The sequence below is a fragment of the Kitasatospora sp. NPDC057904 genome (assembly GCF_042887925.1).
In the GTDB taxonomy this organism is placed as follows: domain Bacteria; phylum Actinomycetota; class Actinomycetes; order Streptomycetales; family Streptomycetaceae; genus Kitasatospora.
The window spans coordinates 203,629-216,275 of the sequence record NZ_JBHVOL010000001.1 but is presented as its reverse complement, the minus strand read 5'-3'; the positions used below and the strand labels follow the sequence as shown (position 1 = coordinate 216,275).

Sequence of the window (12,647 nt, the reverse complement as noted above, 5' to 3'; positions counted from 1 at the left end):
TCGTTGGTGTGTGAGGGCCGGTCAGTTGTGCTGTCAGCCGTTGGCCCCGTCGGGGTCGTCGAACCAGTGGCCGCCGTGGGCGAGATAGCGGAAGGCAATGCGGCCCCCGGCGGGGGCATTGCCACGGTCACCGCGCGTATGCCGTCCGGCCAGGTGGTGAACGGGTGGATGCCCGCCTGCCAGCTGTTGAAGTCTCCGGACGACACTGGCGTCCCCGTCGGGTGGTACGCGGGCAGGACGAGGCGACGTCGGTGGCGTCGTAGCGGCGGGTGCGCTCAAGCACGATTGTGTGCCCGTGCCCGGCGGAGTCGGTTCCCGGTGAAGCGGCTGCCCTGCTTCGGGGCAGCGAAACACGCCGTGGCGACGGCATGGCTGGGCCATGCACGTGCTGTGTCATGCCGCCGTAGTACGGCAGCATGCGGGACGAGCGCGATGCAGCAGCCCTCGGCGAGGGCGGCACCACGATGGCAGCGGTGGCCCACGGGTACCAGCTCCCTCACCCACACCGCCAAGCCCCTTCGTCTGCTCCGAACGCCGCCGTGGGTGTGCGCCGCCAGGGGCCGACGGCCAGGCTGGCCGGATGGACACCGTTCTTGTTCTGGAACTCGACAAACCGGCCAATATTCGGGTGCTCCAGCCCGACCACACACCGGCAGACCCCGAACATCCGGTGTTCCGGGCCCACACGGCCCCTGCGAAGCCCGCGGGCCACACCGGTGGGCATCACCCGGGCCCCGATTGCCGTCCGGTCGATCGGGGCGCCTGACCGTTCTGGCCGCGCAGCCGCCGGTCGGCCCGTTTCGGTGCGAGCTCGTTCCGGCCGGTGAGCATCACCCGGCAGCCGCGGTTCGCGAGCCCACGGGCTCCGTTGCGCGGCGCTACCGAGGTCCACCGCGACGCCGCCGAACTGCTCGCCCGTCCGCCGTCCGCCGTCTGCCGTCCGCACGGTCGCTGGGAGACATTGGGGATTGCGTGGCATGAGCACGGGCCAGTGGGGTACCCGCCGGGGCACGTTCCGGCCGGACGGCCCGGCCGGGAGGAACGCGACGGCCCGGGGAGGTCCAGTGGACCAGCGAATCGAACGTCTCGGACCGGGCGTGCCGGCGGGCCCGGGGACAGACGACTGGCCGTCCCCGGACCAGGCCGGGGGACTCCCGCCCGACCGGGCTCAGGCGATCCTGGAGGCGGCCAAGCGGATCGGCTCGCTACTGAAGGCCAAGGAGCACCCGTTCGCGCTCGCGGGCGGGGTTGCCGCCTACGCGCACGGCGCGACCGTGCGGCTCCAGCACGATGCCGACTTCTGCATCCGCAGGGAGGACGCCGCCGCCGTGACCCGTACGCTGCGCGAGGCCGGACTCCAGGTGTTCCTGCCGCCGGAGGACTGGCTGATCAAGGCCCGCTGCCTCGGTCAGGACGTCGACCTGATCCTCGAACTCGCCAAACGGCCGGTCACCTCGGAACTGCTGGACCGCGCCGAGGTGCTGCCGGTCGACTCGGTGCACATGCCGGTGCTCGCCGCCACCGACATGGTCGGCAGCCTGCTGGCGGCCTTCTCCGAGCACCACTGTGACTTCGGGGCGGTGCTGGCGGTGGTCCGGCCGCTGCGGGAGAAGGTCGACTGGGGCCGGGTGCGCGCCGAGCGGAGCGGAAAGCCGATGCCGGACGCCTTCCTGTACCTCCTGGAGCGGCTCCAGGTGATCGGGCCCGACGGATCCGAGGAGACGGACCGATGACGACCGACGACACCGAGTACCGGCTCGCCCACCTGTGCGACCGCCTCGCCGACGACGAGGTCGGCGAACTCGGCCTGCGGATCGAACTCCACGGCGCCCGCATCACCGTTCGTGGCACCGTGCCGACCGAGCAGCGTAGAGCGGCCGTCGAACGCATCGTCACCGAGGCCCTGGCGGGCCTGGTGGTGCACACCGACATCGCCCTGGCCGACGGCAGCCCCCCGGTGGGCGAGGAGGACCTCCTGTGATCCGGGTCGCCGCCGTCGGGGACATCCACCTCGGCCCGGACAGCCGCGGCCTGCTGCGCCCGGCCTTCGCCACGCTGGGGGAGCGGGCCGATCTGCTCCTGTTGGCAGGGGACTTGACCCGGCACGGGAGGCCTGAGGAGGCCACGGTCGTGGGGGAGGAGGTGGCCGGCCTGGCGGTCCCGGTGATCGCGGTCCTCGGTAACCACGACTACGACGCCGGCGGCCCCGGGGAAGTCACCCGGATCCTGGCCGCCCACGGCGTCCGGGTGCTGGAGCGCGAGGCGACCGTCGTCCGTGTGGACGGACGGCGGGTCGGCGTGGCCGGCACCAAGGGCTTCGGCGGCGGGTTCGCCGGGCGCAGCGGCGGGGAGTTCGGGGAGCCGGAGATGAAGGCTTTCATCCGGCACTCGCGGGAGTGCGCGGACGGTCTCCGCCGCGCGCTGGACGAGCTGGCGGCCGAGGGCTGCCACGTGCGGATCGCGCTGACGCACTTCGCCCCCGTGCCCGACACCCTGGCCGGGGAGCCGCCGGAGATCTACCCCTTCCTGGGCAGCTACCTGCTCGCCGAGGCGATCGACGCGGCGGGGGCCGACCTCGCCGTCCACGGCCACGCGCACCTGGGCACCGAGCGCGGCTTCACGGCCTGCGGCGTGCGCGTGCGGAACGTGGCGCAGCCGGTCATCGGCCGGGCGTTCGCGGTCTACCGGCTGCACGGCGACGTGGACAAGCCCTCCGTAGCGGACCGTTAGGTATGCGGCGGCCCGGGTAGATGCGACCCCGTAGGGGCCGATCCTGACCGCGTCGGTCCGGTTGGTTCCACCAGCCGGTGCTTTGTTACGGTTCCGTCCTCACGCCGCGGCGGTGTCCGGCCGCCGGGGGCTCCGGCCGCTCCGGCCGCTCCGGGCGGTCCGGCTGTCCGGGGCGGGTGCACGGTCCGCTTCCAGGGCGGCCTCCACGCTGTCCCCGAGCCGCCGCTCCGGCGGGCCGGGGATGCGGGCCTTGGATCCCGGGGCTGTGGGCGGGCGGGTGCTCGGGAGAGCGGGGATTGATGCTCATAGCGTTCTCCGCCCTGGTGGTGGGCGCGGTGGGTGGGGATTTCAGAGGTCAGTGCCGCAGCACGAGATCGGCGGCCTCGGTCGGGCCGGCCGCGGCCCGGCAGGTGGTCAGCAGGCAGGGCGGGCACGGCACGCGCGCCCGGGACGGCGCCTCGGGCACGCGGATCGCGTGCGCCCCGGCGGCCAGGGCGGCGGCGACGACGGCGCCGCCAGAGGCGATCACGGTGACCCGGGCGGGCGGAAGGCTGAGGGCCTGGCACGTGGCGGCCACCAGGCCGGGAGCGGGCATGCGGCATGGGCAGCCGTCCTTCGGGCCGTGCGGGCAGACCGCCCACACGTCGAACGGGCCCAGCAGGAATTCGGCGCGCGCCTGGACGGCCTCGACCTGGTGACGCGCAATCAGCCCGCGCGCGACGCCCGGCTGGTTGCTCAGCACGCCGATGGCGAGACCGGCTCCGCGCAGGGCCGTGAGCGCGGTTCGGACGCCCGCCATCGGAAGGACGAGGGCGGGGTCGCCGTTGCAGGAGACGTCCTGGAGGAGCGTGCCGTCGCGGCCGAACAGCACGGCGCCCGTCGGCTCGTCAGCCGAGATGCGGCCGGGGCGGGTGAACAGCCACGAGCCGGTGAGGTCCGGGCAGCCGGTGCTCGGACGGAGCTGCGGGACGGTGGGTACGGGTTCTCCTAGGTAGGCCATACTCCTGCGGGTTACCGCGGGGCTCGCCGCCAAACGGCCTACGGGCTCTCTCCAGTCAGGGCGAGCGTCACTGCTCCGGCGATACGTGCCCGGTGAGGTAGTCCCGGACGGCGGCGATCGCGTCGGCGCCGGGCGGAATCCCCCACACGGTCCGGGGCGGGGTCGGCGGGGGGCCTCGCGTACCCGCAGCGAGCAGCGCTGCACCTCGACCGAGTCCTCAGCAGCTGAGGGGGCCCGGTCGCGCCCCCGGTGAATGGGCTGGTCGGAGGGCGTGCAGCGTGGCGGGCCGGGCGGGCCGTCGGGCGCCGCTAGGGTCGCCGGTGGCGTGCGAAAGCCCGCCCGTCTTCGCGGATGCCGCCCGTTCCGCTGCGGAGGTTCCATGACTGCTCCGGCCACCGCGCCGCCCCGCGTCCGGACCCGGCTCCACCAGGGCAGCACCGTGCTGCGGTGGCTGTTCACCACGGACCACAAGGTCATCGGGAACCTCTACCTGGTGACGGCCTTCGGGTTCTTCCTGGTCGGCGGGGTGATGGCGCTGCTGATGCGCGTCCAGTTGATGGGGCCGGACACGGGGTTCCTGTCGCATGAGCGCTACAACCAGATGTTCACCATGCACGGCACGATCATGCTGCTGCTGTTCGCGACTCCCACGTTCGCCGGCTTCGCCAACGCGATCATGCCGCTGCAGATCGGGGCGCCCGACGTCGCGTTCCCCCGGCTGAACGCCTTCACCTACTGGGCCTTCCTGCTGGGCGGGCTGCTGGTCCTGAGCGGCTTCCTCACCTCGACGGGGGCGCCGGCGTTCGGCTGGTTCGCGTACGCGCCGCTGAACGGTCCGGTGTTCTCGCCCGGCACGGGCGGCGACCTGTGGGCGCTGGGGCTGGTCGTTGCGGGCCTCGGCACGATCCTCGGCTCGGTCAACTTCATCACCACGATCACCTGCCTGCGGGCCCCCGGCATGACGCTGTTCCGGATGCCCGTCTTCACCTGGAACGTGCTGTTCACGTCGATCATGGTGCTGCTGGCCTTCCCGGTGCTGACCGCGGCCCTTCTGCTCCTGGAGGCCGACCGGAAGTTCGGCGCGCACGTCTTCGATGCGGCCAACGGCGGTGCGCTCCTGTGGCAGCACCTCTTCTGGTTCTTCGGGCACCCGGAGGTCTACATCGTCGCGGTGCCGTTCTTCGGCATCGTCACCGAGATCATCCCGGTCTTCAGCCGGAAACCGGTGTTCGGCTACTACGGGATGATCGGCGCGACGATCGCCATCACCTCGCTGTCGATGTCCGTGTGGGCGCACCACATGTTCGCCACCGGTCAGGTGCTGCTCCCGTTCTTCTCCATGATGTCGTTCCTCATCGCGGTGCCCACCGGGGTGAAGTTCTTCAACTGGGTCGGCACGATGTGGCACGGCTCGCTGTCCTTCGAGACGCCGATGCTCTGGTCGATCGGGTTCCTGGTGACGTTCCTGTTCGGAGGGCTCAGCGGGGTGCTGCTGGCCGCGCCGCCGATCGACTTCCACGTCACCGACAGCTACTTCGTCGTGGCGCACCTCCACTACGTCCTGTTCGGCACCGTCGTGTTCGCGACCTTCGGCGGCTTCTACTTCTGGTGGCCGAAGCTGACCGGGAAGATGCTCGACGAGCGGATCGGGAAGGTGCACTTCTGGATCCTGTTCGTAGGGTTCCAGACCACCTTCCTCGTCATGCACTGGCTGGGTGCCCAGGGCATGCCGCGCCGCTACGCGACGTACCTGGACGTGGACGGCTTCACGGCCCTCAACGTGCTCGCCTCGTGCGGCGCGTTCATGCTCGGGATCTCCAACCTGCCGTTCTTCTACAACGTCTGGATCACCACCCGGCACGGTCGCATGGTCGACCGGGACGATCCGTGGGGCTGGGGCCGGTCGCTGGAGTGGGCGACGTCCTGTCCGCCGCCCGCGCACAACTTCCACGTGCTGCCGCGCATCCGCTCCGAATCCCCGGCCTTCGACCTGCACCATCCGGAGGTCCCGACGGAGGAGTGCGAGAGCCGGTCGTCCGGGGTCTCCGAGAAGAGGGGGAACACGCGATGAAGGCCGAAGGATGGCTGTTCTCCATCATGGCGGCGTTCTTCGCCGTGACCGGGCTCGTCTACGGACTCTGGGCGCGGGAACCAGCCGGCAAGGCGATCCTGACGGTCGGGTTCCTGATGTCGGCCCTGATCGCCCTCTTCTGGTTCATCCAGCACCAGCGGCGGGGCCACGGCCGGCCGCAGGACCGCAAGGACGCCGAGATCGCGGAGACCGCGGGCCCGATCGGGTTCTTCCCGCCCCGCAGCGGCTACCCGGTGCTCGCGGCCGTGGCCGTGACGGTCTTCGCACTGGGCGTGGTGTTCGCCCTGTGGCTGGTCGTCGTCGGCGCCGTGCTGCTCGCGGTGGCCGTGTTCGGGTTCATCTTCCAGTACCGCGACGGAGCGTGATCCGGCGCAGCAGTCGGCGCAGGGGGCCGGCCGCGGCCGCCCGGGGCGCCCGTTCGGCCGGGGTGCGGGGGTGTTCCGGGGCGGTGAGGATGGCGGCGACCCGCTCCGATTCCCGCTCGGAGGCGGGCAGTTCGACCCGGTCGCGGTAGAACCAGGAGCTCGCGGCGGCCCGCGCCCGCTCCCGTCGCGGTGCCCCTTCCGGGGCCGGCGGCGGGACCGGCGCGTCGCGCACCAGGATGACCTGGCGCTCGGCGGGTCGTACGCGCCGGTGGTGGCCCTCGAAACCGCCGTCGATGGACTGGTCGATCCGGCCGCTCTCGTCGCCGTTCAGGAGCCGGGAGAGGTCTCTGGCCTGGAGGGCCAGACACAGCCGCCGGGTGAGCATGAACGCCAGGACGGGCAGGACGATCAGGGAGCCGCGCAGCACGTTGGTGAGCGCGTTGACGGACACGCCGAACTCGAACGCGATCACGTCGTTGCCGCCGGCGACGAGCAGCACCGCATAGAACGTGATCCCGGCGACCCCCAACCCGGTGCGGGTGGGCTTGTTGCGCGGCCGGTCGCACAGGTGGTGCTCGCCCGGGTGGGGGTCGAGCCACCGCTCGGCGAAGGGGTACGCGTACAGCAGGGCGAACATCAGGCCGGGCAGGACCACGGCGGGGAGCAGGACACTCCAGGACACCGTGTGGCCGAACACGCGCGTCTCCACCGCGGGCATCATCCGCAGCGCGCCCTCGATGAAGCCGATGTACCAGTCGGGCTGGGCACCGGACCCGGCGACGTCCGGCCGGTAGGCGCCGTAGCGCCAGATCGGATTGATCTCCGCGAGGAAGGCCGACAGCGTCATGACGCCGCCGACCGCGAACATCAGGCCCGTGGTCCGGGTGAGGAACTGCGGGAAGAAGGGCATGCCGACCACGTTCCGGTTGGTGCGCCCGGGCCCGGCCCAGTGCGTGTGCTTCAGCACGACGACGAGGGTCAGGTGCGCCCCGATGAGTGCCAGCAGCAGACCGGGCACGAGGAGGATGTGCACGGTGAACAGCCGGGGGATGACCGCCTGCCCGGGGAACTCGCCACCGAACGCGAAGAACGTGAGGTAGGTGCCGACCAGGGGCAACGACAGCAGGACGCCCTCGGCGATCCGCAGCCCGGTGCCGGAGAGGGTGTCGTCGGGCAGCGAGTAGCCGGAGAACCCTTCGAGCAGGGCGAGGGTGAACAGCGTCACGCCGATGACCCAGTTCAGCTCGCGCGGGCGGCGGAAGGCGCCGGTGAAGAACACCCGCAGCAGGTGGACACCGATCGCCGAGGTGAACAGCAGCGCCGACCAGTGGTGGATCTGCCGGATCAGCAGGCCGCCGCGCACGTCGAAGCTGATGCGCAGCGTCGACGTGTAGGCCTCGGACAATCGTACGCCGCGTAGCGGCAGGTAGGAGCCGTCGTACACGGACTCGCTCATGCTCGGCTGGAAGAAGAGCGTCAGGTAGACGCCCGTCAGCAGCAGGATGACGAAGCTGTACAGCGCGAGTTCGCCCAGCAGGAAGGACCAGTGGTCCGGGAAGACCTTGCGCAGGAACTCCCGGCCCGCCTCCATGACCGGTAGGCGCCCGTCCAGGGCGGTGGCGGCACGCTCTGCTGCCGGTGGCTTGCTCGTGACCTCGGGTGACTCGGTTGGCTCCACGCGAGGCAACCTAGTGCGACCCGCGGTGCGCGGGGTGGCCGAGCGCTGCGGCTCTGCCGTCGGGCAGTGGCAGAGCACTCCAACGGCGTACGCCGAGATCTCGGCCGGCGGGTGCGTCTGGCCCAGAAGGCCGTGGCCCCTGAACCCCCGCGGTCGAAGCCACCCTCCGCAGGCGGAGCCAGCTCTTCGAGAAGCGGTGCAGCGCTGCGGCGAACGGGTGCTCGGCGTCGAATCCGGGCGGCGTTCACGCCTCGCTATCCGCTGCTCCTGGGCGGGACACCGGCCAGAGCTGGCAAACGCGTTGCCCGTCCCCGAGATGGGTGACCGTCGTGCGGGGCCGGTCGAACGTCCACTCACCCGGGTGGCTGTTCCCGGACCGTCCACGAGAGGAGACGTTCGCACGGCCAGGTGGTGACCAGGCGCTCCGGGGGGAGGCCCAGGCGTGCGGCGCGGGCGTATCCGGTGGTGTACCAGTGCAGTTGGCTGGGCGCATGGGCGTCGGTGTCGATGGCGAACAAGCAACCCGCCTCGGCAGCCAGGTGCAGCAGGTCGTCGGGCGGATCGCGGCGCTCAGGGCGGCAGTTGATCTCCACGGCGGTCCCGGTCTCGGCGCAGGCAGCGAAGACGGCGTCGGCGTCGAAGCGGGATCGCGGTCTGCCGCGCCCGGTGACGATCCGGCCCGTGCAGTGCCCCAGGACGTTCGTTCGGGGATTGCGGACCGCCGCCAGCATCCGGGCGGTCATCGGCTCCGGTTCGGAGCGGAGCTTGGAGTGCACCGAGGCGACCACGACGTCGAGCTGCCGGAGCAGGTCGGGTTCCTGGTCGAGGGCGCCGTCATCCAGGATGTCGCACTCGATCCCGCTGAGGAGCCGGAAGCCGTTGCTGCGGCCGGGGCCGTTGTAGGCGGCGACAGCATCGAGCTGGTACCGGAGGCGTTCAGGGCTCAGCCCGTGGGCGATCGTGAGACGGGGGGAGTGGTCAGTGAGCACGGCCCAGCTGTGTCCGAGGGCGCGGGCCGCGTCGGCCATCTCCTCGATCGGGTGGCCGCCGTCCGACCAGTCCGAGTGCAGGTGGCAGTCGCCCTGCGCCGCTGATGCCAGCTGCCAAGCGGCCTGTGCGGCAGGCCCGGCCGCTGCCTCCAGGCGGGCGAGGTAGGCGGGTGTCCGGCCGGCGGAGGCCTCGGCGATCACCTCGGCGGTGACGGGGCCGATGCCGGGGAGCAGCTGGGCTCTTGCTGCTTCCACCGGCCCGGGTGCCAGGCTGTAGACGGCCTCGGCGGCCGCGTGGAACGCGCGGACCCGGTACGAAGTACCCTTCTGCTCTGGGCCGTTCCGCTCGGAGGCGTTCCACTCCAGAAGGAAGGCGATGCGCCGGAGCGCTTCGGCAGGGTCCATCGCAGGGTGGCCTTCCGGTCGGGACGCCGCGGCGAACGAGCGCGGCGACCAGGTCGACGACGGTGGTCAGGCGGCCGTGGTAGTGGTAGGCGTGCTGGTGTGCGGAGCGCGCCGGGTCGAGGTGGCGCAGGAGATGAGGGCGGAACGGAGTCGGACTGCCCCGCATCCGGGCGTGTAGCCGCTTTCGGCACGGGCAAACGCCGAGCAAGAGGAGCCGACACAAGGCTCGGATGCGTCTGTAGGTGATCACGCAGCAGGCCAGTCTGAGGAAGGTCTCGCGGGATGTCGTCGCAGCGGATCCGTAGGCGTCCGAAGCCGTGGCGACTGGCCGGTCGGGTGAGCACCGCAGCCGATACATCGCTCACACGTTCACGCGGATGACGGCCCGCAGTGCGCTCGACCTGCCCCTGCCGGACAGGGGCGGTGCTGGTCACACCGACGCTCCTGCCGTCGACAAAGGAAGGTGCGTTCGTCGAACGCCTTCGACCGCGAGCAAGCCCACCGGAAGTCCAAAGATCTGTCGCATCTCAAGGACGATGTGGACGAAAAGAACAGTGAACTCATCGAGCGCGCCCGGCAGCAGGAGGACGACGCCAACTCCCCTGACGCTGAGAGCGACGACGGCCAACAGGAAAGATCCCAGGAATGAGTCCCCGCCCAGCGCAAGGCGACCACCCACAGGAGTCGCAGGACTGCCCGGCCTGGGCGGAGGTCAGATCGGCTTCAGTACCACCTTCACACGGTTCGCCGACACCACCCTGCGGGCAACGTTCCGCGAGCCGCTGCCCGAAACGGGTACCCGCCCCACGAAGCTCTGCGGCGCTGTGGTCGGTGGCAACCGGAGCCGGCGCTGCGCCGAGAACAGGAGGCGCTATGGCGCGCTTGTCGACCAGTGATCCGCACCGGCCCGGCTGGACTCGTGTCCGCCGCGGCCGGGGCTTCGAGTACCGCGACGCCCACGGCGCGGCCTTGCGCGATCCCGAGGTACTGGCCAGGCTCAAGGCCCTCGCCATCCCGCCGGCATGGACGCAGGTGTGGATCTGCCCGAAACCGGGCGGCCACATCCAGGCGGTCGGCACCGACGGTGCGGGGCGCCGCCAGTACCTCTACCACCCAGATGAGCCGAGACGCATCGAGTGGTGACGAGGGACCGTTGGCCGCCCGCCGCAGGGCTACACCTCTTCGAGCCGCCGATGACGGCACCGCCTTGGACTCGCGCGGCACGGGCATCGGGGCATAGGACTGGCCGAATAGGGCAGGCGCGGTGTCCGGAAACATCCCGCTACCCGTGAGAGGTCGACTCCCATGCTTCTCCTCGTCCTCGTCCTACTGCTCGCACTGATCCTGGGCGGCGCCGGCTTCGCGATCCACATCCTGTGGTGGATCGCCCTGGCCGTCCTCGTCGTCTGGGTCCTCGGTTTCGTCCTCACCGGCGGCGGAGCCGCTGGCGGTCGCCGGTGGTACCGATGGTGACCGGCCTCCACGCGTACCCTGATCCGACCGTGAGCGGCTCCGGAAGGTCCGCCGCCAACGCCGTTGCTTCCTCGCTCCGCCGCGAACGCACGGCGTACGAGCCGGAGGGTGAACAGCCGATCGGCGGTTACCTCACTGTCATGGGCGCCTACCTGGGCTGCGTCGGCGTGCTCACGGCCTTCGCCCGGCGGGCGGAACGGCCGCTACCGACGCCCGGCCCGTGGGACGTGATGCTCACTGCCGGCGCTGTGCACCGGCTGTCCCGGCTGGTGGCGAAGGATTCCGTGACCAGTCCGGTCAGGCTGCCGTTCGCCCGCTTCCGCGGCCAGGCAGGTCCGGCCGAACTCGCGGAGGACGTCCGGGGCGAGGGGGTGCGACGTGCCATCGGCGAGCTGATCACCTGTCCGTTCTGTGCCGGCCTGTGGATCTCCACCGGCCTCACGGCGGGACAGGTCCTCGCTCCGCAGGCGACCCGGCTCGTCAGTTCTGGGCTGTCCGCGCTCGCGCTCTCCGACCTGCTGCACTTCGCCCGGGCCGGGCTTCAGGAGGCCGCATCGCGATAGATGACGTACCCCGCGGCCCGAAGCCGGCGGGGTACGCGGCTTCCCGGGTGATGCGTCCGTAGCTTCCCGGGGAGATGATCGTAGACGGACGTCGACGAACGGGATCGGAGCTCATGTCCGACCAACCGGACCGGCACGACACGCCTGGGCAGGCCGACGCGCGATTGCGGGTGTGTGGACGATCACGTAATTCCCCAGGCCTGCGTTCACGTAATCCCCAGACTCTCGCCTGGCTCAGAGATCCACGCGGTGTTGGGTTGCCGAAGGATCGGACGCTGATCCGTAGCGCAGGATGACATGCGCCGGGCGGAACGGAAGGTCACGCAGGACGGGTGCCATGACGGTGAAGAGCGCATCGGCATCGGGGCCGTATGCGTAGAGCGTGGCCTCGCCGCCCCCGAACTCATTTCCGTCGAACTCGCCAACGCCGGCTTGATCGATCGCCTCGGTCAAGAGCGCTTGGGCATGGCGGACAGCCGCCCGTTGGTTCTGCCCGCCGTAGCCGTCCTCCGCCAGTCGATAGCGCGCGATGACGGCGTGCTCAACGCCCGTTTCCGCTCCTGTGCCGTCCATATCAGCCATGCATGAACGGTCTCACCTCGGACCGACATCGTCAGCCGGCGAGGCGACCTGCCGCATTACGTGACGCGACACCACACGAAGCGGGGAATTTCGTGATCGTCGACACGGGTGACCGCGAGCGAGCGGGCTGTCCGTGCCTCGGTGTGCCGGGTCGCCGGCGAGGCGGACCACGAGACGAGGCCCGCCCTCGACGAAGCCCTGGCCGAGGCGGTGGCCGCTGGGCCCGATCTGTTGGTGGTCGACGTCGCGCCGCTCACGTTCTGTGATTCCGCCTGGGCTGAACGCGCTCCTCCGGGCCCGTGAGAACGCCGAGGCCGCAGGAGTCTGGTTGGTTCTGGCCGGGCCCGGGCGGCAGATCAGGCGGCTTCTCGCGATCACGGGAACCGATCAGGTCTTCACGGTGCGCGCGAGCCTGCAGGCCGCAGTCGGCGCCAGCATTTTCCCGGGCTGACCCGGACGGCAGCGGCCGCTTCAGCGCAGCAGGACGGCCAGCAGTTCCGCCAGCGTCGGGCCCGCGTCGGCCGGGTGCCGCAGTTGCTTGCTCGCGATCACGAGGTAGTGATGCTCCCGCCCTGCTGCTCGTGGGTCAGGTAGCCGGCCTGTTCGAGGTCGACGATGATCCGCTGGACGGCGCGCTTGGTGAGCAGGCAGCGCGCGGCGATCTCGCTCACCCTGATTCCCGCGTCCCGGGCGATCTGGACCAGCACGCGGGCGTGGTTGGTGAGGAAGGTCCACCGTCCCGGGCCTGTCGGCTGGTCCGCCGGGTGCGG

At 71.0% G+C, this 12,647-nt stretch carries 16 protein-coding genes; 11 read left to right on the top strand and 5 right to left on the bottom strand.

Translation table 11 applies throughout. The features are described 5' to 3' along the window. The first annotated feature begins 1,064 nt into the window (after positions 1-1,064). The 3 genes from ACFVSN_RS01040 to ACFVSN_RS01030 are packed head-to-tail and all read left to right on the top strand — an operon-like array spanning position 1,065 to position 2,730. Positions 1,065-1,733 carry a hypothetical protein gene (locus ACFVSN_RS01040; RefSeq protein ID WP_387600809.1) on the top strand — a complete coding sequence of 223 codons (669 nt, stop codon included), beginning with the start codon at positions 1,065-1,067 and terminating at the stop codon, positions 1,731-1,733. After that, positions 1,730-1,981: a hypothetical protein gene (locus ACFVSN_RS01035; RefSeq protein WP_387600812.1), complete on the top strand. Its 252-nt coding sequence runs from the start codon at positions 1,730-1,732 to the stop codon at positions 1,979-1,981. The genes ACFVSN_RS01040 and ACFVSN_RS01035 overlap by 4 nt, the downstream gene beginning before the upstream one ends. After that, positions 1,978-2,730 (top strand): metallophosphoesterase, encoded by a 753-nt coding sequence (locus ACFVSN_RS01030; protein ID WP_387953573.1) that lies wholly within the window; start codon positions 1,978-1,980, stop codon positions 2,728-2,730. The genes ACFVSN_RS01035 and ACFVSN_RS01030 overlap by 4 nt, the downstream gene beginning before the upstream one ends. A gap of 355 nt (positions 2,731-3,085) precedes the next feature. Here ACFVSN_RS01030 and ACFVSN_RS01025 read toward each other — a convergent pair whose 3' ends face one another. After that, the gene (locus tag ACFVSN_RS01025; RefSeq protein ID WP_387597619.1) at positions 3,086-3,730 is read right to left on the bottom strand and encodes an HAD-IIIA family hydrolase; all 645 of its coding nucleotides are present in this window, start codon (positions 3,728-3,730) and stop codon (positions 3,086-3,088) included. 379 nt (positions 3,731-4,109) lie between these two features. Here ACFVSN_RS01025 and ctaD point away from each other — a divergent pair, with 379 nt between their 5' ends. Together ctaD and ACFVSN_RS01015 are read left to right on the top strand one after the other, a co-directional pair. Next, a complete protein-coding gene (ctaD, locus tag ACFVSN_RS01020) occupies positions 4,110-5,801 on the top strand; it encodes a cytochrome c oxidase subunit I (RefSeq protein WP_387953571.1) in 1,692 nt (563 codons plus the stop codon). Next, positions 5,798-6,187, top strand: a complete 390-nt coding sequence (locus ACFVSN_RS01015) for a cytochrome c oxidase subunit 4 (protein ID WP_387597625.1) — start codon at positions 5,798-5,800, stop codon at positions 6,185-6,187. The genes ctaD and ACFVSN_RS01015 overlap by 4 nt, the downstream gene beginning before the upstream one ends. Here the strand turns inward: ACFVSN_RS01015 and ACFVSN_RS01010 are convergent. Both ACFVSN_RS01010 and ACFVSN_RS01005 read right to left on the bottom strand, forming a co-directional pair. After that, positions 6,159-7,778, bottom strand: coding sequence for a cytochrome bc complex cytochrome b subunit (locus ACFVSN_RS01010; protein ID WP_387597751.1), 1,620 nt, complete (start codon positions 7,776-7,778; stop codon positions 6,159-6,161). The two genes, ACFVSN_RS01015 and ACFVSN_RS01010, sit on opposite strands and share 29 nt — an antisense overlap. Positions 7,779-8,218: 440 nt before the next feature. Beyond that, positions 8,219-9,259, bottom strand: a complete 1,041-nt coding sequence (locus ACFVSN_RS01005; protein ID WP_387597628.1) for a PHP domain-containing protein — start codon at positions 9,257-9,259, stop codon at positions 8,219-8,221. Between the two features lie 463 nt (positions 9,260-9,722). On the opposite strand from ACFVSN_RS01005, the gene ACFVSN_RS01000 reads away from it, so the two are divergent. The 4 genes from ACFVSN_RS01000 (at position 9,723) to ACFVSN_RS00985 (ending at position 11,295) form a co-directional block, all read left to right on the top strand. Next, on the top strand, positions 9,723-9,908 hold the full coding sequence (locus ACFVSN_RS01000) for a hypothetical protein (RefSeq protein ID WP_387597631.1): 186 nt from the start codon (positions 9,723-9,725) through the stop codon (positions 9,906-9,908). 224 nt (positions 9,909-10,132) lie between these two features. Then, a complete protein-coding gene (locus ACFVSN_RS00995; protein WP_387597634.1) occupies positions 10,133-10,402 on the top strand; it encodes a hypothetical protein in 270 nt (89 codons plus the stop codon). 162 nt (positions 10,403-10,564) lie between these two features. Further along, positions 10,565-10,732, top strand: coding sequence for a hydrophobic protein (locus ACFVSN_RS00990; RefSeq protein ID WP_387597637.1), 168 nt, complete (start codon positions 10,565-10,567; stop codon positions 10,730-10,732). 29 nt (positions 10,733-10,761) lie between these two features. Next, positions 10,762-11,295, top strand: coding sequence for a DUF1360 domain-containing protein (locus ACFVSN_RS00985; protein WP_387597640.1), 534 nt, complete (start codon positions 10,762-10,764; stop codon positions 11,293-11,295). A gap of 234 nt (positions 11,296-11,529) precedes the next feature. Here the strand turns inward: ACFVSN_RS00985 and ACFVSN_RS00980 are convergent, their stop codons facing one another. Next, complete coding sequence (locus tag ACFVSN_RS00980; protein ID WP_387597642.1) at positions 11,530-11,877, bottom strand: hypothetical protein; 348 nt, start codon at positions 11,875-11,877, stop codon at positions 11,530-11,532. A gap of 108 nt (positions 11,878-11,985) precedes the next feature. Between ACFVSN_RS00980 and ACFVSN_RS00975 the strand changes: the two genes are divergently transcribed. Together ACFVSN_RS00975 and ACFVSN_RS00970 are read left to right on the top strand one after the other, a co-directional pair. Further along, entirely contained in the window at positions 11,986-12,180 is a 195-nt protein-coding gene (locus ACFVSN_RS00975) for an STAS domain-containing protein (RefSeq protein WP_387597645.1), read from the top strand. After that, positions 12,140-12,328: an STAS domain-containing protein gene (locus tag ACFVSN_RS00970; protein WP_387597648.1), complete on the top strand. Its 189-nt coding sequence runs from the start codon at positions 12,140-12,142 to the stop codon at positions 12,326-12,328. The genes ACFVSN_RS00975 and ACFVSN_RS00970 overlap by 41 nt, the downstream gene beginning before the upstream one ends. A gap of 97 nt (positions 12,329-12,425) precedes the next feature. Here the strand turns inward: ACFVSN_RS00970 and ACFVSN_RS00965 are convergent, their stop codons facing one another. After that, on the bottom strand, positions 12,426-12,584 hold the full coding sequence (locus tag ACFVSN_RS00965; RefSeq protein ID WP_387597650.1) for a MarR family transcriptional regulator: 159 nt from the start codon (positions 12,582-12,584) through the stop codon (positions 12,426-12,428). Positions 12,585-12,647: the final 63 nt, after the last annotated feature.